Source organism: Providencia rettgeri (assembly GCF_023205015.1).
GTDB lineage: Bacteria > Pseudomonadota > Gammaproteobacteria > Enterobacterales > Enterobacteriaceae > Providencia > Providencia rettgeri_E.
In genome coordinates this window covers 3,275,457-3,298,490 of record NZ_CP096258.1, presented here as the reverse complement: position 1 = coordinate 3,298,490, position 23,034 = coordinate 3,275,457, and the positions used below count along the sequence as shown (strand labels likewise).

Annotated in this window: 19 protein-coding genes and 1 pseudogene; 9 read left to right on the top strand and 11 right to left on the bottom strand. The window is 42.1% G+C overall.

The window, feature by feature from the left end; translation table 11 throughout:
• The first annotated feature begins 3 nt into the window (after window positions 1–3).
• Genes ilvD through M0M83_RS15035 form a run of 5 tightly spaced genes read left to right on the top strand, consistent with a single transcriptional unit; the run spans window position 4 to window position 6,415 of the window.
• Window positions 4–1,710, top strand: a complete 1,707-nt coding sequence (gene ilvD, locus M0M83_RS15055) for a dihydroxy-acid dehydratase (protein ID WP_213913910.1) — start codon at window positions 4–6, stop codon at window positions 1,708–1,710.
• Window positions 1,710–2,627, top strand: a complete 918-nt coding sequence (locus tag M0M83_RS15050; protein WP_125891555.1) for a dihydrodipicolinate synthase family protein — start codon at window positions 1,710–1,712, stop codon at window positions 2,625–2,627. The genes ilvD and M0M83_RS15050 overlap by 1 nt, the downstream gene beginning before the upstream one ends.
• A gap of 1 nt (window position 2,628) precedes the next feature.
• Window positions 2,629–3,975 carry an MFS transporter gene (locus M0M83_RS15045; RefSeq protein WP_248466853.1) on the top strand — a complete coding sequence of 449 codons (1,347 nt, stop codon included), beginning with the start codon at window positions 2,629–2,631 and terminating at the stop codon, window positions 3,973–3,975.
• Window positions 3,976–4,009: 34 nt separating this feature from the next.
• Window positions 4,010–4,768 carry an SDR family NAD(P)-dependent oxidoreductase gene (locus M0M83_RS15040; protein WP_125891553.1) on the top strand — a complete coding sequence of 253 codons (759 nt, stop codon included), beginning with the start codon at window positions 4,010–4,012 and terminating at the stop codon, window positions 4,766–4,768.
• Window positions 4,769–4,783: 15 nt separating this feature from the next.
• On the top strand, window positions 4,784–6,415 hold the full coding sequence (locus tag M0M83_RS15035; RefSeq protein ID WP_125891552.1) for a sodium/sugar symporter: 1,632 nt from the start codon (window positions 4,784–4,786) through the stop codon (window positions 6,413–6,415).
• Between the two features lie 94 nt (window positions 6,416–6,509).
• Here M0M83_RS15035 and copA read toward each other — a convergent pair whose 3' ends face one another.
• Entirely contained in the window at window positions 6,510–9,443 is a 2,934-nt protein-coding gene (gene copA, locus M0M83_RS15030; RefSeq protein ID WP_248466852.1) for a copper-exporting P-type ATPase CopA, read from the bottom strand.
• 118 nt (window positions 9,444–9,561) lie between these two features.
• Here copA and cueR point away from each other — a divergent pair, with 118 nt between their 5' ends.
• Window positions 9,562–9,972, top strand: a complete 411-nt coding sequence (cueR, locus tag M0M83_RS15025) for a Cu(I)-responsive transcriptional regulator (protein ID WP_213913914.1) — start codon at window positions 9,562–9,564, stop codon at window positions 9,970–9,972.
• Here cueR and M0M83_RS15020 read toward each other — a convergent pair.
• The 5 genes from M0M83_RS15020 to tesA all read right to left on the bottom strand — a co-directional run bounded on the left by M0M83_RS15020 (window position 9,926) and on the right by tesA (window position 13,814).
• Window positions 9,926–10,405 carry an NfeD family protein gene (locus tag M0M83_RS15020; RefSeq protein WP_125891549.1) on the bottom strand — a complete coding sequence of 160 codons (480 nt, stop codon included), beginning with the start codon at window positions 10,403–10,405 and terminating at the stop codon, window positions 9,926–9,928. The genes cueR and M0M83_RS15020 overlap by 47 nt on opposite strands.
• Window positions 10,402–11,346 carry an SPFH domain-containing protein gene (locus M0M83_RS15015; RefSeq protein WP_004260315.1) on the bottom strand — a complete coding sequence of 315 codons (945 nt, stop codon included), beginning with the start codon at window positions 11,344–11,346 and terminating at the stop codon, window positions 10,402–10,404. The genes M0M83_RS15020 and M0M83_RS15015 overlap by 4 nt, the downstream gene beginning before the upstream one ends.
• Window positions 11,347–11,359: 13 nt before the next feature.
• Window positions 11,360–12,217, bottom strand: coding sequence for a co-chaperone YbbN (locus M0M83_RS15010; protein WP_125891548.1), 858 nt, complete (start codon window positions 12,215–12,217; stop codon window positions 11,360–11,362).
• Window positions 12,218–12,292: 75 nt separating this feature from the next.
• Entirely contained in the window at window positions 12,293–13,096 is an 804-nt protein-coding gene (locus tag M0M83_RS15005) for an SDR family oxidoreductase (RefSeq protein ID WP_125891547.1), read from the bottom strand.
• Between the two features lie 76 nt (window positions 13,097–13,172).
• Window positions 13,173–13,814, bottom strand: coding sequence for a multifunctional acyl-CoA thioesterase I/protease I/lysophospholipase L1 (gene tesA / locus M0M83_RS15000; RefSeq protein WP_036958279.1), 642 nt, complete (start codon window positions 13,812–13,814; stop codon window positions 13,173–13,175).
• On the opposite strand from tesA, the gene ybbA reads away from it, so the two are divergent.
• The 3 genes from ybbA (at window position 13,782) to M0M83_RS14985 (ending at window position 18,521) form a co-directional block, all read left to right on the top strand.
• Window positions 13,782–14,468 carry a putative ABC transporter ATP-binding protein YbbA gene (ybbA, locus tag M0M83_RS14995; protein WP_004913560.1) on the top strand — a complete coding sequence of 229 codons (687 nt, stop codon included), beginning with the start codon at window positions 13,782–13,784 and terminating at the stop codon, window positions 14,466–14,468. The genes tesA and ybbA overlap by 33 nt on opposite strands.
• Window positions 14,465–16,912 carry a putative ABC transporter permease subunit YbbP gene (gene ybbP, locus M0M83_RS14990; RefSeq protein WP_248466851.1) on the top strand — a complete coding sequence of 816 codons (2,448 nt, stop codon included), beginning with the start codon at window positions 14,465–14,467 and terminating at the stop codon, window positions 16,910–16,912. The genes ybbA and ybbP overlap by 4 nt, the downstream gene beginning before the upstream one ends.
• A gap of 238 nt (window positions 16,913–17,150) precedes the next feature.
• Window positions 17,151–18,521, top strand: coding sequence for an esterase-like activity of phytase family protein (locus tag M0M83_RS14985; protein WP_213913922.1), 1,371 nt, complete (start codon window positions 17,151–17,153; stop codon window positions 18,519–18,521).
• Window positions 18,522–18,646: 125 nt separating this feature from the next.
• Here the strand turns inward: M0M83_RS14985 and M0M83_RS14980 are convergent.
• From M0M83_RS14980 to ppiB, 5 genes and pseudogenes are all read right to left on the bottom strand, one after another.
• Window positions 18,647–19,875: pseudogene (locus tag M0M83_RS14980) on the bottom strand (CynX/NimT family MFS transporter).
• A 116-nt stretch (window positions 19,876–19,991) separates the two neighbouring features.
• A complete protein-coding gene (gene purK / locus M0M83_RS14975; protein WP_125891541.1) occupies window positions 19,992–21,074 on the bottom strand; it encodes a 5-(carboxyamino)imidazole ribonucleotide synthase in 1,083 nt (360 codons plus the stop codon).
• Window positions 21,074–21,589 carry a 5-(carboxyamino)imidazole ribonucleotide mutase gene (purE, locus tag M0M83_RS14970; RefSeq protein WP_125891540.1) on the bottom strand — a complete coding sequence of 172 codons (516 nt, stop codon included), beginning with the start codon at window positions 21,587–21,589 and terminating at the stop codon, window positions 21,074–21,076. The genes purK and purE overlap by 1 nt, the downstream gene beginning before the upstream one ends.
• Window positions 21,590–21,745: 156 nt before the next feature.
• Window positions 21,746–22,471, bottom strand: a complete 726-nt coding sequence (gene lpxH / locus M0M83_RS14965; RefSeq protein WP_248466850.1) for a UDP-2,3-diacylglucosamine diphosphatase — start codon at window positions 22,469–22,471, stop codon at window positions 21,746–21,748.
• Window positions 22,472–22,481: 10 nt separating this feature from the next.
• Window positions 22,482–22,976: a peptidylprolyl isomerase B gene (ppiB, locus tag M0M83_RS14960; RefSeq protein WP_125891538.1), complete on the bottom strand. Its 495-nt coding sequence runs from the start codon at window positions 22,974–22,976 to the stop codon at window positions 22,482–22,484.
• Between the last annotated feature and the right edge of the window lie 58 nt (window positions 22,977–23,034).

Here is a 23,034-nt window from a genome sequence, read left to right as displayed (position 1 = left end):
ATAATGAGTAATTGTGGAGGGTGTTCTTCTTGTAATACACACTTTAACCCGAGTTTACAAGGAGACAGTGGGGCTTTAAAACGAGCTTTATATAAAGCAAGTGGCCACACGACAGAACAATTAAAACGCCCAGTTATTGCGGTAGTTAATAGCTACACTAATGCAACTGCGGGTCACGTTAATCTAAATGAACTTACCGAAAATGTATTAAAAGGGATCGATGAAGGAGGCGGTGTCGGTATGGTTTTCGGTACTATCGCGCCTTGTGATGGTATTGCGGAAGGTCATTTTGGTATGCGTTATGTCTTAGCATCCCGTGAAGTTATCACCGCTTCTATTGAATGCATGATGAGGGCGCATCGATTTGATGGAATGGTGCTACTCGGTTCTTGTGACAAGATAGTTCCAGCTATGCTAATGGCCGCAGCGCGTTTAGATGTCCCTGCGATCCTTGTTAATGGTGGACCAATGTATCCAGCTGAATATAAAGGAAAACATTGGGACGGAAACATAATAACGGAAGCAATTGGATGGAAAAAACAAGGGTTAATCGATGAGGCCGAATTTGAACATATAGAAAATATCGCAGAGCCTGGGCCAGGTTCATGCACAATGTATGGTACAGCGAATACGATGTGCTGTATTGCAGAAGCGATGGGGATGTCTTTATCTGGTGGTAGCACGTTGCCTGCGGTATCGAAGGAGCGTAGGTTGATTGCTATTGAGTCAGGAAAAAAGATAGTTTCTTTAGTACTGAAAGATATCACCGCACGTCAAATTATTAATAAGAAATCTATACATAATGCAATGGCTTACCTACTGGCAACAGGCGGGTCAACGAATGCCATTCTTCACTTACAAGCGATTCATTATGAAGCAGGACTAGGGCACTTGCCTTTAAAATCATTTGATGAATTGAGTTATAAAGTTCCTCTAGTATCTGCTTTATATCCCGCATCAGAGCACGACATGATTGATTATTGGGAAGCAGGTGGCGTTCCTGCCGTCGAGCATGAAATTTCATCTATTTTATTTTCAGACACAATGACTGTTGATGGTGAAGAAAAAGGTGCTTTGTTAGCCAGAAATGTGAAGACAACACGCCCAGAAGTCATAAAAACCTTGCGTGATCCTGTTCGCAAAGAGTCAGGAATTGCGGTTCTGACAGGTAATTTGTCGCCTCTAGGTTGTGTGGTTAAACCTGCCGCGGTTCCTGAAAACCTGATGTTTTTTGAAGGCAAAGCAATCACCTTTAATAGTGAGAAAGAATCTGTTGATGCAATTATGAATGGTCAAGTAAAACCTGGTAGCGTTCTTGTCCTACGTTATGAGGGGCCAAAAGGAGGGCCGGGCATGCCTGAAATGTACCTACCGATGAAATTACTCGAAGGTATGAATTTATCAGACAGTTGTGCACTCATTACAGATGGAAGATTCTCTGGCTCTAATCGAGGTTTATTTGTTGGCCATATGTCTCCTGAGGCTGTAGAAGGAGGGATTATTGGTTTAATTGAAGATGGTGACTCTATAGTTATAGATATTCCTAATCGACAAATATCACTAAAAGTATCAGATGAAATTTTAGATTCTAGAAAGCAAAATTGGACTCCAATTCGAAAAGAAGTTCCCCGTGGTTTTTTACGTTTATATCGAAAAAGTACTTCTTCAGCAGCTCTTGGCGCTATATTTATTGATGATGAGGATCTGTAATGAAATATCAAGTTAAAGACATAATTGGTGTTAATCCAATTATTGCTGCACCATTTGATAAATATGGTGAAATAGATGAACAGGGTTTTTCTAATATTATTTCTTATTTAAATTCGATTGGTGTTAATGGTGCAACGCTATTTGGTGTTGCGAGTGAATTTGCTAAATTTAATGATTATGAGCGTGATTTACTAGCAGATATTTACCTTAATCAATCAGAGGTTAATTTTTATAAGGCATTGTCAGTCACTGATCATTCAACTGAAAATGCAGTTAAAAGAGCAAAAAAATATGAACAGCTTGGTGCGGATGCATTGATGCTGCTTCCTCCCTTTTTTTTGAATCCATCTCAGGCTGCGGTTGAGAAGCATATTCAAGAGGTATTAGAATCAGTATCAATTCCTGTTATGTTGCAATATGCTCCCAATGAAACGGGGTTTCTTATTACGCCATCAAAAATGGCGCAGTGGAGTGAAATTTATCCTAATGCGGTTTTCAAAATAGAGTGTAATCCTCCGACAGAATATACCCAAGAATTCTTGAGCTATGCCCCTGATGCTGTAGTACTTAATGGCTATGCAGGCCTCTATATGCTTGACATGCTAGATATTGGTGGGAAAGGTGTTATGCCAGGCTGCTCTTTTTCGGAAATTTATGTCGAAATATATCGTCTTTGGATAAATCAAGAAAAAGATAAAGCGAGGGAGTTACATGGCCGATTATTGAAATATATTACTCAATGGATGACACATTGCGAATATATTATTCAAGTAGAAAAAACAATTCTAAATGAAAGAGGGATTTTAAAAAGCGATTATTGTCGAAAACCCAATTACCCACTGAATAATGATGATATGAAAATAATTGCTAAATTTATGAATGAATTTAACTTAACACCAATTAAAGGTGGGGGGTGATATGGCTAATTCATCACTGATCTCTGAAAATGATAAAAAAATAGAGAAAGAAAAAGATAAAGTTTATAGGAAAGTGATATTTAGGTTAATTCCTTTCCTTGTGCTATGTTATTTTTTTGCTTACCTAGATAGAGTAAATGTAGGTTTCGCAAAATTACATATGCAGGAGGATCTTAGCTTTAGTAATACAGTTTACGGGCTCGGCGCTGGTATATTTTTTATTGGCTATTTTTTATTTGAAGTACCTAGCAACTTATTAATGCAGCGATATGGTGCGAGGTTTTGGATCGCTAGAATAATGGTCAGTTGGTCAATATTATCTGCATTAACGATGTTTGTTCAAACGCCGACCCAATTCTACGTTGTCCGTTTTTTATTAGGTGTTGCGGAAGCGGGATTCTTTCCAGGGATTGTTTTCTACTTGACGCTATGGTTTCCATCATGGCGTTCAGCTAAAACATTGGGGTTATTTATATTAGTAACACCTTTATCGACAATTTTAGGTAGCCCACTATCAGGTTTTATTCTAAAAATATTTGACGGTGTTGGGCCTTGGTACAATTGGCAATGGCTTTTCTTGGTTGAAGCAATACCTTCATTTTTATTGGCTTTTGTTGTTTTAAAATATTTAGATAATGATGTTAAATCAGCAAAATGGTTAACAGATGAAGAGAAATTGGTCATACAAAATGATCTAAAAAAAGATGGAGAGCAAAAGAAGAAAAATAGCGATGGAAAAATTGCTGTTAGTTTGAAAGATTTGTTAAAAAATAAATATGTTTGGCTATTATCACTGATTTTCTTTAGTTTTAATATTGGTTATTATGGAATTAATTTCTGGTTGCCATCTATCATTAAATCGTCTGGGATAACTGATGACTTATCAATTGGCTTTATAGCTGCATTACCCTATTTATTTGGTTCTGTATTTATGTTGTGGAATAGTTATCACTCAGATCTTAAAAAAGAGAGACGTTGGCATATTGCTATTCCTGCGATATTAGGTTCTATAGGGCTAGTATTTAGTTCTTTAAATGAAGGTTCAACAATAGCAATGATGTTTTGGATTTGTGTTGCGATTTCAGGAACTTTAGCTCTGATCCCTACTTATATGAGTTTACCGGGTGCGATTTTCTCAGGAACTGCTGCAGCTGCTGGTATAGCGTTAGTCAACTCGGTTGGAAATCTGGCAGGTTTTTTTGGGCCGACAGTTTTAGGATGGTTAAATGATTTAACAGGTAGTTCTGGTATTGGGTTACTTATTTTAGCCGGTTTTCTTGCTTTGTGTGCACCTTTGATATTTCTCATTCCCGCTAAATTAGTTAATCCTGAAATAAAAAATAATTAATAAACATAGCAAAAGATAGAACAGGTATCTTAATATGAATAATAATTCTAGAGTCGTTGTTGTTACTGGCGTCAGTCAAGGTATTGGCTATAGTATTTGTGAAACGTATTTGAAGAATGGAGATATTGTTATTGGATGCGCTTGTGAACCTGAAAATAAAAACATTTCTCTTTTAGCAGAAAAATACATTGATAATTTTCATTATTATGAAGTTGATGTTTCTAAAAAAGACGAAATCACAAGTTTTTCAAAAATAGTAAGTGAAAAGTTTGGGGTAATTAATATTTTAGTTTCAAATGCAGGGAAAAATATATTCAAAGGTATCGATTGTGAGGAAGAAGATTGGGATCACAATTTTGACTTGAATTTAAAATCACATTGGAGAATGGCTAAAGCGTTTAAGCCATTATTAGAAAAAAGTAATGGCGTAATTATTATTATTACATCTAATCATGCATATCACACATTACCAGAATGCGCACCTTATAATATTAGCAAAGGGGCTCTTCTATCTCTCGTTCAAAGCTTAATGTTAAATTGGGGACCCACAATAAGAACGGTCGGTATTGCACCGGGTTTTATTGATACAGAAGGTAATCAAACCTATTTTGACTCTTTTGCTGATTCACATAAAGCACGCCAAGAAATTGAAAATAAGCATTGTGTTAAGCGGATAGGTAAGCCGGAAGAAGTAGGTAAGCTTTGTTTATTTCTATCGAGTAATGATGCTGGTTTTATTGCAGGGACAACAATTTTAATTGATGGCGGTCGTAGTGCCGTTATGCAAGATTAGTGTGGAGAATACACTATGAACACAGAAATAATTGGTTTAAGTACTTTAGACTATGTGATTTTTATTACTTATGCGATCGTTATTATTGGAATTGGCTTATGGGTTTCCAGAACGAAAAATGGTCAAACAAAAACAACTGAGGATTATTTTCTTGCAAGTAAAAGCTTACCTTGGTGGGCGATAGGTGCCTCAATAATTGCAGCGAATATATCCGCAGAGCAATTTATCGGCATGTCTGGTTCTGGTTTTTCAATTGGGTTAGCGATTTCAGCATATGAATGGATTGCTGCAATAGGATTAGTGGTTGTAGCTAAATTTATATTACCAATTTTTTTAAAAGAAGGAATCTATACAATACCGGAGTTTGTTGAGAAACGTTACAATAAATCGTTAAAAACAATTCTGGCTATTTTCTGGATAGGGTTATTTGTTTTTGTAAATCTAACCTCCGTATTATATTTAGGTGCATTAGCATTAGAAACGATTCTAAATGTACCAATGATGTATGCGATTGCAGGGCTATCAATATTTGCTGTCGTCTATTCAGTTTATGGTGGGTTATCTGCTGTAGCATGGACTGACGTTGTTCAAGTTTTTGTGCTCATTCTTGGCGGTTTTTTAACTGCATTTTTAGCGATAGACTACATTGGCGGAGAACAAGGCTTTTTCTCAGGGTTAGGCCAATTAACGCAAGCGGCACCAGATCATTTCGAAATGATCCTTAGTAAGGACCACCCTCAATTTGAAAATTTACCGGGTATCGCTGTTTTACTCGGGGGATTGTGGGTCGCTAACTTATACTATTTCGGATTTAATCAATATATTATTCAAAGAGCATTAGCGGCTAAATCAACAAATGAAGCGCAAAAAGGATTAGTTTTTGCTGCCTTTATTAAATTTTTATTGCCTATCATTGTGGTTATACCGGGAATAGCAGCTTATGTTATTGTAAATGACCCTGCTTTATTGGCTGGATTAGGAGAATATGCGACATTTAATTTGCCAAGCTTTGAACAAGCGGATAAAGCTTACCCATGGTTAGCTCAATTTTTACCTGCAGGTGTTAAAGGGCTTGTATTTGCAGCTTTAACTGCAGCAATTGTCTCTTCATTAGCTTCAATGCTTAACTCTATCGCGACAATATTTACGATGGATATCTATAAAGAGTACATTGCGCCTAAAGCTAGCCAAAAAGTTTTAGTTAATGTCGGTCGCTTTTCTGCCATTATTTCATTAATTATTGCGAGTTTTATTGCACCATTATTGAAAAATCTGGGGCAAGCGTTTCAGTATATTCAAGAATATACTGGTTTAGTCAGCCCAGGGATTTTAGCGGTCTTCTTATTAGGGATATACTGGAAGAAAGCAACGTCTAAAGGCGCTATTTGGGGAGTGGTTTTATCAATTCCATTCGCCTTATTCCTTAAGTTGATGCCATTTGGTATGCCATTCTTAGATCAAATGCTATATACATTCCTGTTTACTATCGTTTGTATTTTTGTAGTGAGTTTGACTAATAATACAGGTGATGATGATCCGAAGGCGATTATACTGACAGCGAAAGAGTTTAAAACGAGTACGGCATTTAATATCTCGTCATATGCCATCTTTATTATTTTCGCTATGTTATATGCTGTTTTCTGGTAGTGTCCGATACTTTTAATATAAAGGGCCTCAGCAATTTGAGGCCCTTTAATATGTTATTTAATATAATAGGAACAAAATATCAATAAGTTAGCTCTTATTTCTCAGGTTTAAAGCGTAATAACCGGTTGGCATTGCTCACGACAGTTATTGACGATAGCGCCATTGCCGCACCTGCAACGACAGGGTTAAGTAAAGTCCCCGTAATTGGGTATAAAATCCCCGCCGCGATAGGTATGCCTAATGTGTTATAAACAAAGGCACCAAACAGGTTTTGTTTCATGTTACGCAGTGTTCCTTTTGAAATAGACACCGCATCGGCAACGCCATGTAAGCTTTGGCGCATCAGAGTAATCGATGCGGTCTCAATCGCAATGTCACTACCGCCCCCCATCGCAATACCAACGTCAGCTCGAGCGAGAGCAGGTGCATCATTGATACCATCACCCACCATTGCCACTTTGTGGCCTTTGGCTTGTAAGGCTTCAATAGCAGCAGATTTGCCGTCTGGCATGACGCCCGCAATGACTTCATCAATACCCGCTTCTTTGGCTATGGCGTTAGCTGTTACTGGGTTATCCCCAGTTAACATGACTAATTGGAAACCTTGTTTATGTAACCGCGCCAGTGCACTTATGCTATCTTCACGCAATGGGTCACGGATAGATAACAGTGCGGCAACTTTACCATCAACAGCCAGTAGAACAGGTGTTACGCCTTGAGTCGCTTGTTGGTGTAGCGTTTCTTCTACGTCAAGGGTATCAACATTATTTTGCGCTAACAGTTTTTGGTTACCTAACAGAATAGTTTGGCCGTTAATTACTGCGCTAATGCCTAACCCAGCTAAGGTTCTAAATTGTTCATTAGCCGGCAGTGTTAAACCTTTTGCGCGATTTAAAACAGCGCGGGCTAGTGGGTGATTAGAGCCATTTTCTAATGAAGCGGCATACTGTAAGGCGGTGTCTTGTTCGAACCCATTAAACACATGGATATCCGTAACTTGAGGCATTCCTTCAGTTAATGTACCTGTTTTATCAAACACAATGGTATCTAACTCACTGGCTTGCTGTAACGCATCCGCATCGCGTACTAGCACGCCAAACTCAGCGGCTCGGCCCACGCCAGAAATGATCGACATTGGTGTTGCAAGGCCTAGCGCACAAGGACACGCAATAATTAATACCGTTGTGGTAATAACCAATGCGTAAGTGATTTGTGGCGCAGGACCAACAAAATACCAAATAGCCCCTGAAATCAAAGCAATAGCAACAACTACAGGCACGAATACCGCAGAAATACGGTCAGCAAGCTGGCCAATTTGTGGTTTACTACTTTGTGCTTGGCGAACAAGGTGGATAATTCGTGCTAAAGTCGTTTGGCTACCGACAGCAGCGGCACGGAATAGCACGGTACCATCTTGTACCACGGTTCCGGCATGGACTTGATCCCCTTTACTCTTTTGCTGTGGGATCGGCTCACCGGTTAGCATGGCTTCGTCTAACCAGACTTCGCCTTCGATAATTTCACCATCCACAGGCACACGATCACCCGTAGCTAAGCGTAAAACCATCCCTTTTTTGACTTGCTCCAGTGGCATATCCACTTCGCCTTGCTCTGTGACAACACGGGCAGTTGGCGGTGTTAGGTCTAGCAGTCGTTCAAGAGCTTTTGATGAACGTTGGCGAGCTCGCTGTTCTAGGGCATGACCAAGGTTAATAAGACCGATGATCATGGCACTGGCTTCATAATAAAGGTGGCGAGCTTGATCTGGGAATAAATCAGGCCAAATATTCACCACAATAGAATAGAGCCAAGCCGCTCCCGTTCCTAACGCAACTAAGGTATCCATGGTGGCACTGCCATTTTTTAGGCTTTGCCATGCATTGCGATAAAAGTGCCCACCTGCAAATACCATGACCGCAAGGGTTAATACACCAATGGTAAGCCAAATGGTATGGTTTTGCTCAGTCAGCACCATGTTATCGCCCATCATCCCCCATACCATCACAGGGATACCAAGGGCAAGAGCTAATGCTGATTGCCAACGGAAGCGGCGCATATTGGCTTGCGCGACTTCTTGTTGGCGCTCACGGCGTTTGGCTTCATCTTGAATGATCTCCGCGCCATAGCCTGCTTTGACAACCGCGTCGATTAAATCGTTAGGTTCAGCAGTTCCGGTGACTAAAGCACTGCGCTCTGCTAAGTTAACCCGTGCATTTTCAACACCCGGTACGCTATTTAAGGCTTTCTGAACTTTATTGACACAACTGGCACAGGTCATGCCATCAAGCAGTAACTGTACACTGTCATCCATTGGGCTAATTTCAGGTTGTTCACCTAAATCAGACTCTTGTGCCGGGATCTCACAGATTGCCGCTGAATCAGCTTCCGGCTGTTCAGTTGTGGTACTCAGCGGCTCAGTTTTTGGGTGAGATTCATCCGCAGTGGCTTGGTAGCCAGCGGCTTGAACCGCAGCAACTAAGGCGTCTACGGAGGCCGTACCATGAACAACAGCAGTTTGGGTATCGACAGTTGCGCTTTCAACACCATCAACCGCTTCTAGCGCTTGTTGTGTTTTAGCGGCACATTTCATGCAACTTAGGCCTGAAAGGGCTAAAGTGATCGCCTTAGTTTGGGCAATTTCTGCGTTGTAGCCTGCTTGTTGAATGGCAGCGATTAACGTTTGTGCATCAGCAGTGCCATATACCTTGGCGCTAGTAGTATCGACAACAGCAGCGGCGACACCGTCAACTTCTTCGAGTGCTTTTTGTGTTTTACCTGCGCATTTCATACAATTGAGGCCAGAAAGTTGTAATTCGATATCTGGGCTCTTAGCCACCTCAGCTTCATAGCCTGCATCGACGATGGTTTTAATTATGTCATCGATATTGCTATCACTTTCCATCACAGCATAATCGATAGTGACTTTTAAGTTAGTGACATCACCGCGCCCTTCGAGCGCTTTAGTGACTGAGCCGACACAGTGCATGCAGCTTAGCCCCTGTAATTTTAAAATAATCATGTTACTCATTTTGCAGCCTCCAAACCCGTTTGATGTATTGGGTCTATAACTTTATCTACAATTAGGTCTATAATTCGACAATGAACAAAGGTTACACCTTCCAGCAAGGTTAAGGTCAAGAGGAATTATGAATATTAGTGAAATTGCCAAAAAAACGGGCCTAACAGCAAAAGCTATTCGTTTTTATGAAGAAAAAGGGCTAATTACACCACCTGAAAGGGGTGAAAATAGCTACCGCTATTATCAAGAGCGTCATTTAAACGAACTTGTATTACTCAAACAGGCAAAAGATGTGGGTTTTACCTTAGATGAATGTGGCGAACTACTAGGTTTGTTTCGTAATCCAACCAGACATAGCGCAGATGTAAAAACGACAACGATAGCTAAGATAAATGAAATTGAGCAGACAATCGTTAAATTGTCTGCCATTCGAGATACATTACAAGAGCTTGTGGACGTGTGCCCTGGGGATGATGGGGCGGATTGCCCAATTATTGACCATTTGGCTCGTGGGTGTTGTCATCATGAGAAGGTTTAACTTGCAAGGTGATGCCGTCTACTGCGATGACGACGACTTCCGTGTTGGCTTTTAATGGCGTGTCGCTATAGACACGCCAACTGCCATCAGCAAGGCGTACTCGGCTAAAACCTTCTTCAGTATCTGACAATAAACGGCCTTTAACACCGATGAGTTGATGGCTAATTTGATTGACATTATCCGCTTTGCCTTTTTGCCTATTGTTCAACCATTTACGCCATAATACGGCAGAAACCACAGTGAAAATAGCAAATAAGACTCCTTGCCACTCCCAACCGATGAATGGCAGTGCCCAAACGATAACCCCAACAAGTACTGCAGCAATACCCGACCATAAAAGATAGCCCGCGGTACCAAGAAGTTCACCAACCAGCAATAGCCCACCAAGACACAGCCAAAACCATGCAGGTTGAGCACTGATAAGCTCTATCATTCTTTTACCTGCTTTTTCATGGCACTGGTTTTCTTGCTTTCACCGATTAGTTCAGTGATCCCGCCAATTGCACCCATTAAGTTACTGGCTTCTAATGGCATCATGATGACTTTGCTATTTTCGGCGGAACCAATACTAGTCAGTGCATCAGTGTATTTTTGCGCCACAAAGTAGTTAATTGCTTGCATATCCCCGGCTGCGATAGCTTCAGATACCATTTGTGTCGCTTTTGCTTCCGCTTCCGCGGCTCTTTCACGTGCTTCGGCTTGTAAAAATGCCGACTGACGTTCCCCTTCGGCTTTGAGAATTTGTGACTGTTTTTCACCTTCAGCTTTTAAAATTGCCGCTTGGCGGATCCCTTCGGCTTCAAGAATATCAGCACGTTTAGTACGTTCAGCCTTCATTTGCGCATTCATCGCACTAATCAATTCTTTTGGTGGTTTCACGTCACGAATTTCGATACGGGTAATTTTGACACCCCAAGGGTTGGTTGCTTCATCCACTACGTGCAACAAACGGCTATTAATGGAATCACGTTGTGACAACATTTCGTCCAGTTCCATGGAACCTAATACGGTACGAATATTGGTCATCGTCAAATTCAGGACTGAAAGCTCAAGGTTACTGACTTCATAGGCTGCACGTACAGGATCAACCACTTGAATAAAGCAGACGGCGTCAATCGTGACGTTGGCGTTATCGCGGGAAATAACTTCTTGAGATGGGATATCAAGGACTTGTTCCATCATATTGATACGACGGCCAATTTTATCCATAAATGGCACAATAATATGCAAGCCCGGTTGTAGCGTACGGGTATAGCGACCGAAGCGTTCAACCGTCCATTGGAAGCCTTGAGGTACTGTTTTAACACAGGTAAAAACAATAACGACAGCAACAAAAATGATAATCGGTATTGCACCAAAGGCGAACAAGTCCATATTTAACCCTTAATTAGTAAAGTAATGAATATACTTGGCGACGATATTTACTGGCAATAGCATCACCAGTCCCCATTGCAGACATAATGTCCATCATGGTCTTTCTTACCGCGCCGTCACCGGCACCCAAGTCGGTACGTAAGAAGCTGAATAACATTTCCAGCGCTTCTTCGTTGCGGTTCACTTCATGCAGTTTTAGTGCTAACTGAACAGCTAACGTTGTATTTTGCGGATCTTGATTGAATTCATCTTGTAATTGCTGAATTTCAGGCGTGTCCGCAGCTTGTTTTAATAATTCAATTTGTGCGATTAGACCTTGGTAGCGACTGTCTTTATCCTGTAATGGAACAACTTCTAAAGTAGCTTGTGCATCATCAACGAGATTTAAACCGATTTGGGTTTCTGCCAATAATAATGTGATATCGCTATTTTTGGGGTTCAGCTGATGTGCTTCTTTTAACAATGGCAGCGCTTCTTGTGCTTTACCTTCTGCAATTAATTCAGCGGCTTGTGCTGCTTTCATTTCTTCTGGGCTTGGCAATACGCGAGATAAAATTTCCAGCACCACTTCTTCGGGCTGTGGCCCTTCAAAGCCATCAACAGGGCGACCATTTTGCAATACATACAGGGTAGGGATCGCTTTTAAGCCAAACTGGCTTGCGATCATTTGTTCTTCATCACAATTAACTTTAGCTAAAATAAATGACCCTGCGTAGTCGTTGGCAATTTTTTCCAACATAGTACCGAAATCTTGGCAATGAGGGCTACGCGGTGACCAAAAGTAAAACATGACGGGTAAGTTCATTGATTGTTCAATGACTTGGTGTAGGTTGGTTTCGTTAATATCAATTATCTGAGCGTTAGCAAACATAAGAAGTCTCTTTTGAATTTGTTATTAATAGAATTGGTGAGCAATAGTCATAAAATGGGGCTGATTTTACTTTTTTCAAGCTTTTTTCCCCTTATTTGCCAGTATTCTATCCATTATTTTGTCAGGTAAAATACGTTTTAAGATGCGCACTGCAACGGTTAATAACGTGACAGAGTAGCGTACTTTTGGGCGCGGGCTTTCTAACGCATGGATCAGTTTTTCTACCACATGTTCTGGTGTTAAGGTGAAACGTGAAGCAATACCTGGGTTTTTAACAGGTTTATCTTTTTGTGTTTGTTCAACATTTTCAGTAAAAGCCGTATGGATCGGGCCCGGTTCAATCAAACTCACTTTCACCCCTGTTCCAGCTAATTCTAGGCGTAGCGCATCGGACCAAGCCTCCAGAGCATACTTGCTGGCGGCATAAGCGCCACGACCGGGGGTTGAAATCACCCCCATCACTGAACTAGTCTGGACAATCCGCCCTTCATGGTGTGCTAGCATTGCAGGTAATAGCAAAAAAGTTAACTGGTGAATACCAAAAAAGTTAGTGGAAAATTGCGCTTCAAGTTGTTCGCGGCTGACGCTATTTAACGGGCCATACACTCCAAAACCCGCGTTGTTGAATAATCCGAAAAGGCGATGATTACAGAGCGTTAGCACCGTTTTAGCCGCGGTTTCTATGCTATTCTTATCATCGAGGTCAAGGGATACCGTGTCATAACCTAGCTCTTTTAGGCGCAAAATATCGCTTTCTTTACGGCAGGCCACAATAACATGGTAGCCACGCTGCCGAAGTGTTTGTGCAGCACAAAAGCCAATACCGCTTGATGCACCTGTGACCAGGACTGATTTTTTGTTTCGTGCCGATGTTTGCATAACTTTACCTTGGTTTCATGCAACTGAATTTATTTCGGGTATAAAAGAGCGTTTAATACCTTGTTTAACGTCTGTTTTATTTACTAGACGGTAAAATATGTTCGAAAAGCTGTTTTTCCATAAAATCAGCAATGGATGGCTGGGCTTCAACGGTAGGGTGAATACCATCTTGTTGTATCCATTCAGGCTTAGTTATCACGGTTTCCATATAAAACGGCAGTAATGGGATTTGATTACTTTGCGCCAATTTCGGATAGACTTTTTCGAAACTTGTCGTATAACGTTTGCCATAGTTAGGTGGAATGCGAATTTGCATTAAGAGCGGTTTCGCGCCCGATTGCACGATTTGATCGATAATTTGCTGTAAATTAGCTTCGAGTTGCTCTACTGGGAGACCTTGTAAGCCATCATTTGCACCTAATTCGATCAACACCCAGTTAGGTTTGTTTTGTTCGAGTAAAACGGAAAGGCGTTCTAACCCCTGTGCAGAGGTATTCCCACTAATACTACCGTTAACAATAGCAACGGGTGGGGAAAGTTTCTGCCAGCGTTCGGCAAGCAAGGAGGCCCAAGCCTGCTCAGCCGGTAAACGGTAGCCTGCACTCAGGCTATCACCTAAGATTAATAGCTTAGTTGACGCAAGTGCGTGCCCACTTGCAGTCAGTAACAGGAGAAATACCAATATATGTCGGCGAATAATATTCTTGAAGTTCATCATCTCATTAAACGTGTTGGTCAAGGTGAACATGAACTGACTATATTGCAAGGAGTTGAGCTAATTGTCGAGTCCGGGCAAACAATTGCGTTAATTGGGGAGTCAGGTTCGGGGAAATCAACCTTGTTAGGGATCATTGCGGGGTTGGATGACGGCTCCAGTGGAACGGTTAATTTATTAGGTCAAGACCTCACTAAAATGGATGAAGAGCAGCGGGCACGCTTACGGGCACAAAGTGTCGGTTTTGTGTTCCAATCCTTTATGTTGATCCCAACCTTAAATGCTATTGAAAATGTGCAACTTCCTTCTTTGTTACGTGGTGAATCTGAGTCTGAAAGCTACCAACACGCGGCAAGTTTACTGACGGATTTAGGCTTAAAAGATCGCCTAAAACATATGCCACCACAGTTGTCAGGTGGTGAGCAGCAGCGTGTTGCACTGGCTCGTGCTTTTAATGGCCGCCCACAGATTTTATTTGCTGATGAACCAACGGGAAATCTCGATCGTCACACCGGGGATAAAATTGCTGATTTATTATTTGCCATGAATAAAGAGCATGGAACAACCTTGATTTTGGTTACCCACGATAACGAACTGGCTGCGCGCTGCCAACGCCGCTTGCGCTTGGTCGATGGGCAGTTGAGGGAAGAAGCATGATTTGGCGTTGGTTTTGGCGTGAATGGAAAACCCCCTCACTACTGATTGTTTGGCTTGCACTTACCCTTGCGGTTGCTTGTGTACTGGCTTTAGGGCGAATTAGCGATCGCATCGAAAATAGCATGAGCTACCAAAGCCGTGAACTGTTAGCGGGTGACTTAGTGTTACGATCTTCCCATCCAAGCGACCCTGCATGGTTACAAGAGGCCGAAAAAGAGGGGTTAACGCTCAGCCAGCAAATATCATTTTCTACCATGGCTTATGCGACGGAAGATGAAGAGGCTCGGCCACAACTGGTGTTAGTGAAAGCAGCGGATAAGGCATACCCATTATATGGCGATCTTATCACTGAACCGGCTGGGTTAACCCCGATAAAAGGGGAGATATTAGTCGCACCACGGTTATTAGAATTATTGAACCTCAATGTAGGGGATAACATTGATATTGGAGATGCGACGCTAAAAGTTTCGGGTAAATTAATTCAAGAACCTGATAGCGGTTTTAATCCATTTCAGATTGCCCCAAGAGTATTAATAGCAATTGAAGATGCACCATTAACAGGAGCAATTCAATTAGGTAGCCGATTAACGTATCGCGACATGTTTGCCGGTGATCGTCAGCTTATTGACGCATTTCAGCAAAAATATGAGCAAGAACTGCGAAATGATCAGCGTTGGTTTACGTTAAGCGAAAATAACGGTGCAGTGGGGAAAACCTTCCAACGTGCTCAACAGTTTTTATTGCTGTCAGTTTTATTAACCCTGCTATTAGCCATTGCTGCGGTCGTGGTTTCCATGACGCATTACTGCCGTAGCCGTCATCAATTAATTGCTGTATTAAAAACCTTAGGGGCAGGGCGTAGCGCATTACGTCAATGGATTATTGGGCAGTGGTTAGTGATTTTAATTGCCGCAGCTTTACTTGGCTCACTATTAGGTTTGGCTTTTGAAGGCATTTTAATGCAAATCTTAGGGGCGATGTTGCCGAAGGAATTGCCGCCTGCGAGTTCAATGCCTTGGGTTTGGGCGATCGGTACATTATTTATTATTGCCATTATTGTTGGCAGCCGTCCCTATTACCAACTGATGGCAACTCAGCCATCACGAGTATTACGTGAAGATGCCAAGTCACCCGTTTGGCCGCTATATTATTATCTGCCGATTGTTATTTTAATTGTGGTTGGTGGCTTATTTGTATTTGCTGGCGTTAACCCTCTGTTGTGGTCAATTTTGGCCGGTATTGTCGTGGTTGCCATTCTACTGGCGCTGATTGGTTGGGTTGGTTTGTGGGGGCTGCGCCATATTAAGTTCCGCCAATTAAGTTTGCGTTTATCGGTAAGCCGTCTACTGCGCCAGCCGTTGCAAACCATCACACAAATGAGTGCATTTTCGTTGTCATTTATGTTGTTGGCGCTGCTGATTTTAGTGCGCGGTGATTTACTTGACCGTTGGCAACAGCAATTACCTGCGGATAGCCCAAATTATTTCTTGATCAATATGAACCAGTCACAGCTTGAGCCTGTCACCAAGCTATTGGCTGAGTTTGATGTGAAACCCACAGAGTTCAACCCGGTGGTGTTAGCGCGTTTAACCAATATTAATGACCAGTCAGCGATTGAATGGGCCGACCAACGTGATCCAAATAATAATACCGTGCGACGTGAATTAAGCCTAACTTGGCAATCTGATTTAGCGCCAGCGAATGTGGTTGACGAAGGGACATGGCCACCAAAAGCAGGGGAAGTCTCAATTGAGCAAACGGTCGTTAAAGAGCTCGGATTGAAATTAGGTGATAAACTTACATTTAACGCAGGGGCTCAGGTCTTTAGTGCGACAGTAAGTAGCATTCGTACGGTTGATTGGGAAAGCTTGCGCCCGAATTTCTATTTTATTTTCTCTGAAGAAAGTCTTTCTCAGATGCCAGCTACTTGGCTGAGCAGCTTCCACTATGAAGGTGATGGGCAGCTATTAACGCAACTTAGCCGCCATTACCCAACCATTAATGTGCTCGACACCGGTGCCATTATCACCCAAATTCAGCAAATTCTTCAGCAAGTGAGCCAAGCTCTTGAGGTGATGGTAGTGCTGGTTATTTTCTGTGGGCTGTTGCTATTATTGGCTCAAATTCAAGTGGGTATGAGCCAACGGGAACGTGAATTAGTGGTGTACCGAACTCTGGGAGCCAGTAAAAAATTGATGCGTCGAACCCTGTGGAGCGAATTTGCTTTACTTGGCTTAATGGCAGGGCTTGCCGCGGCATTTGGGGCAGAAATTGCATTATGGTTGTTGCAAAGTAAAGTGTTTGATTTTCCTTGGCAGCCAGAATGGCGTATGTGGGTGTTTTTACCTTTGTGTGCAGCAATTTTACTGTCTATTTGCGGTAGCTGGTTGGGGCTACGTTTGTTAGGGACGGGGGGGCAACACCGGCGCTTACCTAATAGTTAAATACTCGTGGTACTTCAAGCTGAATGGGTGTTGATTGCGCTCGGATAGCTGGAACACATATCGCATTATTTAAAATATCGTGGTATTAAGGAAATAGCTTAATACCACGATATATTGAACATTATAAAATACATGTTTTTCAGTAAAATAACTGTCTAAAATCCTTCATAAAATCTTCATTCATCGAAGTTATGATTCCGCCATCAATTATTGATAGCCTTATAATGGAAACATAACAATGCAGAATAACCATTCGATTAAACGTAAGCTGGGCTCGTTCTCTTTATTGGCTGGCTTAATTTCATTTAGCATCACAGGGTTTGCACAACAAGAAGTGCCCGCGACATTGGCGGGTCACTCCATTCTTCCTGTTAATTCAACGGTTTCTTCCCCCGAAAATGCACCTTCAGACATGCAAGTAAGTGGTAAATTTACCACTGGCGCTCGTGTTGATAGCTTAGGGAAAGTGGAAGGTAAATCCGCGGATCGCCCAACAGGAATGCATATTCCAATCAAAGGCCAGCCACGGCAAGGGCACTCGGGTATCAAACGCATGGCGGACGGGACCTACTGGGTTTTAACCGACAATGGATTCGGCAATAAAGTAAATTCCCCTGATTCTATGTTGTATGTCACTCAATATGATATTGATTTTCAATCAGGTAATACAACGCCATTAAAAACGGTTTTCTTCCATGACCCCGATAAAATTATTCCTTTTCATATTACGAATGAGAGCACAAAAGAACGCTATTTAACAGGCAGTGATTTTGACCCTGAAAGCTTTCAATTTGCGGATGGTGCTCTATGGGTTGGCGATGAGTTTGGCCCTTACCTAATCAAAATGGATTTGGATGGCAAGGTATTAGCCTTGTTTGAAACACAAGTTGATGGAAAGAAAGTGGTTTCTCCTGATCACTATCAAATCATAACACCGGGTAAACCTGCAGATAAAGTAACTTTCCAAGTTAATCGTTCGAAAGGTTTTGAAGGTATGGCTTCATCACCAGACGGTTCTAAGCTCTATCCAATGCTAGAAGGTGCGATTTGGCTTGATGAGAAGCAAGACTATGAGAATGTTGAGGGCAAACGCGCAGCACGTATTCTTGAGTTTGATGTAAAAAAACAAGATTGGACGGGTAGAAGCTGGTTGTATGTCTTTGAAGACAATCAAAATGCCATTGGTGATTTCAATCTCATTGATGATACCCACGGCTTAATTATTGAGCGTGATAATGGTGAAGGCACGGCAGATAAAGCTTGTGGGACGAAAAGTGCTAATACGGAAAATTGCTTCAGTAATCTCGCTAAATTTAAGCGAGTCTATCGTATTGAATTTTCAGATAACAATATAGGCAAACCAGTAGATAAGCAGGCTTATATTGATTTGATGAATATCAAAGACCCGAATAATATGGCAAGAAAGCCGCTAAATGATGGCGTGTTTACCTTCCCATTCTTCACCATTGAAAACGTTGATGTGGTTGATAGTGAACACATTATTGTTGGTAATGACAATAATTTTCCGTTTTCATCTAGCCGCGAACCAAATAAAGCGGATGATAACGAATTTATCTTATTAAAAGTCCCCGAGTTGTTAAAACCTTAATTAATTTTGCGCCTCTGTTTGGTTTTCGGAGGCGCAAATAAACGCTATGTTTTGATCCAATATCTGGTCTTAAGCTTATTTTCCCTTTGGTTTCAATTTTTCCCGAGTTAATCACTCGGGATTTTTTATTTGTGATAGAGGGCAGGGGGCTTCATCATCAAAGTAAGCAATAAAATGATGATAACAGGCGCGGCAATAACCAAAAATGCAGGGGTGAAACTGCCAGTTAAGTCTTTGATACCACCGGCAATGAAAGGCGCTAAACAGGCAACGGTTGAGATTAAATTCACCACAGAAAATAGCTCTAGGTATGGGCCTCGACCAAAATAATTTGACAGTAAAACACTGGATGCCAAAAAGGTCAAATACCCACGCATAACACAAACAGAATAAGCCAAAGCCATGAGGTGGCAATACTGAGGAAAATAACACCTAACACCATGATAATTAGGCTACCGATTAATAGTTTCTTCGGTTCTAACCATTCACCCGCCGCCCCACCAATAAACCTTGAGAATGCATTCACAAATGCCATAGTGCTTAATAATGAAACTGCCACGGTCATGCCAAAGCCACGCTCTTCAATATGGGCAACAGCAAAACTGTTAACGGTAATGCCACACCATAAAAACGAGGTATAAGTCGCAGCAATCAAGTAGAACTGCCATGTCCGTAGCGCTCTGCCGACGGTCCATACTTCAGCAGTGCGATAAATAGGCTTACTTGCATCACTAACTTGTTTCTGCATCACCTTTTTTGCGTGCTCTTGCTCTTTTTTACCTTCACGTAGCATAAAAATCGTGATTAACGTGACGATGCTAAGATAAACGGCACATAGAACCCAATGCATGCGCCATGAGCCTAATTGGTTTGATGCGTAAAAGTAAATCCAAGGGCCTGCAACACCCCCCAGGCCCCCGATGGTGAAATATAACCCAAAGGCAAGGGATTGTTTTTCAAATAACCGCGAAAGTACGTAAGTCCCCGGAACGGTGGCGAGTAAGGTGAAACCAATACCAATTAATGCTGTGCCTAAAAAATAGGTGCTAATGGCATGGGTGGAATACAGACTGTAAAAGCCGGCAACAAATACACTGGTGCCTAGCAATAAAGTAACCCGTACACCGACTTTACGGATCAACAGAGACGGGAGGAAACTCGCCAGTCCACAGGTTAAGCCCAGCAGCGTAAAACCAAATCCAGCCTCGCTCCAGCTCCATTTGAGCTCACTTATCATCTCAGGTAAAACCACACCAAGAGAGGTAAAGGTTGTCGCGGTGGCTAAAAAGTAAACCAGCCCTAACAGAATAAGAATGCACCACTGATAAAACGGACTAAAAGTCTGCGAGGACATATTGACTCCAGTAATGCCGCACACCTTAAATCAGGATATTTGTTTTCTGGATGACGGCGAAAATAGCATAATGCCCGAAAATAGTTTCGGGCATCGAATAGGGCTATTTTCCCTATTTATTGATGAGAGTACCAGTCTAATTTTGCATTTGCCCACTCAATGCCACTTTTGTACTCATTTGGCAAAAGTGAAGTCAATGCGTTAAGTGTTGCAGATAACTGGTCGTGGTCACTATGAGAAAGGTTTAAATGGCCAACTTTACGAGCTGGGCGTACTTCTTTTTCATACCAGTGAAGGTGAACGAGGGGTAAGCTCAGCCAGTCTATATTTACATCAGTACCGATTAAATTGACCATAACAGCAGGGCTATACACTTCAGGTGACGGCATCGGTAGGTCTAATATGGCACGTAAATGCAGCTCAAATTGGCTAATGGATGCGCCATTTTGTGTCCAATGGCCGCTATTGTGTACTCGAGGCGCAATCTCGTTAATCAGTAGGTTATCACCTACGACAAAGCATTCCATGGCCATCACACCAATATATCCTAACTCATCCATGACCGCGCTAAGCATGGCTTGAGCGTGTTCTTGTTGTGGGTTAGTTGACTTAGGGAAAGCCACACTTGTCCGCAAAATACCTTCTTGGTGTAAATTATGGGTGATCGGATAAAAAACAGACTCACCCGCAGCATTACGCGCCCCAATCACAGAAACTTCGGCATCAAATGGGATACCTTGTTCAACGATGCACTCACCATAAATTTCTGCTGGTAGCTCTTTTTCATCGCCGGGGCGAACACGCCATTGGCCGCGGCCGTCATAGCCGCCCGTTCTGCGTTTCACGATCAAAAAATCACCTAAGGTGGCGAAAAGTTCAGGCCATTGCTCAGGGGATTCAAGTAACGCCCACGGCGCGGTAGCTAAATTTAAGCTATCAAATATGCTTTTTTGTGGAAACCTATCCGCTAAACGTGGAAAAATATCACGATTAATAAAGGCATTATGGCGAGCTAATTCTTTTGTTAGTGGGGTTTCTGGCCAGCGTTCAATTTCCGCGGTGATGACGCTTTGTTGATAAGGAACCGCTTCCGGCTCGGCATCAAGCCCAACAGGAAAGACGGCAATGCCTAATGGCTCGCCAGCTTGGCGCAGCATACGGCCTAATTGGCCATTACCAAGAACGCAAACGGGTTTCATTAGGCGTTCCTCGGATCTGGGTTGTTTAACACATCTTTGGTTTGCGCTTCCCGCCATGCGGTGAGTCGATTGAAAATAGCAGTATCACTTATCGCTAATACTTGTGCGGCTAACAGCGCTGCGTTTGCGGCACCTGCTTTACCGATGGCTAACGTACCAACAGGAATACCTTTAGGCATTTGCACGATAGAATATAAGCTATCAACACCACTCAATGCAGCGCTTTGCACCGGAACCCCAAAAACAGGGACTAATGTTTTAGCGGCAATCATTCCTGGTAGATGTGCGGCACCACCCGCGCCTGCAATAATCACATCAAAGCCGTTCACTTTGGCGGTTTCAGCAAAAGAAAATAGTTTATCTGGTGTGCGGTGTGCAGAGACGATTTCGACATGAAAAGGAATTTGGAGTTCAGATAATACATCAGCCGCGTGCTGCATGGTTGTCCAATCACTTTTAGAACCCATAACAATGGCGATTTTTGCCGCAGATTGAGCAGGAACTTGGGCAGTCATTTGGTGCTTTCCTGTATTGAAAAAAAACATCACCCTGAGGTGGGAAATTGAATTGGCTTGATCATATCATGGTAAAGCAGTAAGGAAAACGTTTGCGTGGTTAATGATTAAGCAAACGAGCATGGAAATATATTGAAAATGGTTAGTTAGGCGAACTTACTCAAAGGGAAAGAAAATCAGTTCAATGCCTTGCTCGTTAATCACAAAGGCGGAACCTTCGTGGTGCCATGCACCTAATACACCCCGATAATGCAATTTACCGCCAACATTTATCTCATGAATGGCAGGCCGGTGAGTATGACCATGGATCATCCATTGCGCTTGGTGCCTTTGTAATGCATCAATAACGGCTTTTGAATTGACGTCCATAATCGATTCGGCTTTCATGCTGCTTGCATATTGGCTGTTTTGCCGCATTTTTTGTGCGATACGGCGACGTATGAAGAGAGGGAGTAGTAAAAATACTCGTTGGATCCAAGGTGTGTGAACTTTTTTACGGTAATTTTGATAGGCGGCATCATCGGTGCATAAAGTATCACCATGCAGAATTAAAATACGCTTACCATAAAGTTCGAGCAATGTTTCTTGTGGGAGTATGGTCATGCCACACTGTTTCGCATAGCGTTTACCAATTAAAAAATCCCGATTTCCATTAATGAAATAGCAAGGAACTCCACGGTCAGTGAGCTGTTTTAGTTCGTTGGCAACTTGCTGATGTAGCGGATTGGTATCATCATCGCCCACCCAATAATTAAAAAAATCACCGAGAATATACAGGCTTTCGGCATGGATGGCTTGCTGTTGAATGAAATTAATAAAACCGGCGGTGATCGCCGGTTCATCTTCACTCAAATGCAAATCTGCAATGATGTAAGTGGACATGCGTTCAGGTTTACTCGCTGACAGTCACTTTTTCAATGATGACGTCTTCGCGAGGAACGTCTTGGTGGAAGCCACTACGGCCTGTTGAGACCCCTTTGATTTTGTCAACAACGTCCATACCTTCAACCACTTCAGCAAACACGCAGTAACCCCATCCGTCAGGGCGTTCTGAACGGAAGTTTAAGAAGTCATTATCAGCCACATTGATGAAAAATTGTGCTGTTGCAGAGTGTGGGTCGTTTGTACGAGCCATTGCTAAAGTACCACGGGTATTTTTTACACCGTTGTTAGCTTCATTTTTGATAGGTGCTTTAGTGTTTTTTTGTTCCATGCCCGGCTCAAAACCACCGCCTTGGATCATGAAGCCATTAATAACACGATGGAAAATGGTATTATTGTAAAAACCTTCACGGCAGTAAGTTAAAAAGTTTTCGACAGTAACGGGGGCTTTATCGTCAAACGTTTTGATAACAATGTCACCGTGATTGGTATGAAATGTAACCATAATAGCTATCCTGAATAATTGTTTTTTGTGCGCTAACTTGCGTAAGCGTTGAGATCAG

Coding starts and splice junctions, on each gene's coding strand:
- ilvD (WP_213913910.1), top strand. CDS start 4: ATGAGTAATTGTGGAGGGTGTTCTTCTTGTAATACACACTTTAACCCG.
- M0M83_RS15050 (WP_125891555.1), top strand. CDS start 1,710: ATGAAATATCAAGTTAAAGACATAATTGGTGTTAATCCAATTATTGCT.
- M0M83_RS15045 (WP_248466853.1), top strand. CDS start 2,629: ATGGCTAATTCATCACTGATCTCTGAAAATGATAAAAAAATAGAGAAA.
- M0M83_RS15040 (WP_125891553.1), top strand. CDS start 4,010: ATGAATAATAATTCTAGAGTCGTTGTTGTTACTGGCGTCAGTCAAGGT.
- M0M83_RS15035 (WP_125891552.1), top strand. CDS start 4,784: ATGAACACAGAAATAATTGGTTTAAGTACTTTAGACTATGTGATTTTT.
- copA (WP_248466852.1), bottom strand. CDS start 9,443: ATGAGTAACATGATTATTTTAAAATTACAGGGGCTAAGCTGCATGCAC.
- cueR (WP_213913914.1), top strand. CDS start 9,562: ATGAATATTAGTGAAATTGCCAAAAAAACGGGCCTAACAGCAAAAGCT.
- M0M83_RS15020 (WP_125891549.1), bottom strand. CDS start 10,405: ATGATAGAGCTTATCAGTGCTCAACCTGCATGGTTTTGGCTGTGTCTT.
- M0M83_RS15015 (WP_004260315.1), bottom strand. CDS start 11,346: ATGGACTTGTTCGCCTTTGGTGCAATACCGATTATCATTTTTGTTGCT.
- M0M83_RS15010 (WP_125891548.1), bottom strand. CDS start 12,217: ATGTTTGCTAACGCTCAGATAATTGATATTAACGAAACCAACCTACAC.
- M0M83_RS15005 (WP_125891547.1), bottom strand. CDS start 13,096: ATGCAAACATCGGCACGAAACAAAAAATCAGTCCTGGTCACAGGTGCA.
- ybbA (WP_004913560.1), top strand. CDS start 13,782: ATGTCGGCGAATAATATTCTTGAAGTTCATCATCTCATTAAACGTGTT.
- tesA (WP_036958279.1), bottom strand. CDS start 13,814: ATGATGAACTTCAAGAATATTATTCGCCGACATATATTGGTATTTCTC.
- ybbP (WP_248466851.1), top strand. CDS start 14,465: ATGATTTGGCGTTGGTTTTGGCGTGAATGGAAAACCCCCTCACTACTG.
- M0M83_RS14985 (WP_213913922.1), top strand. CDS start 17,151: ATGCAGAATAACCATTCGATTAAACGTAAGCTGGGCTCGTTCTCTTTA.
- purK (WP_125891541.1), bottom strand. CDS start 21,074: ATGAAACCCGTTTGCGTTCTTGGTAATGGCCAATTAGGCCGTATGCTG.
- purE (WP_125891540.1), bottom strand. CDS start 21,589: ATGACTGCCCAAGTTCCTGCTCAATCTGCGGCAAAAATCGCCATTGTT.
- lpxH (WP_248466850.1), bottom strand. CDS start 22,471: ATGTCCACTTACATCATTGCAGATTTGCATTTGAGTGAAGATGAACCG.
- ppiB (WP_125891538.1), bottom strand. CDS start 22,976: ATGGTTACATTTCATACCAATCACGGTGACATTGTTATCAAAACGTTT.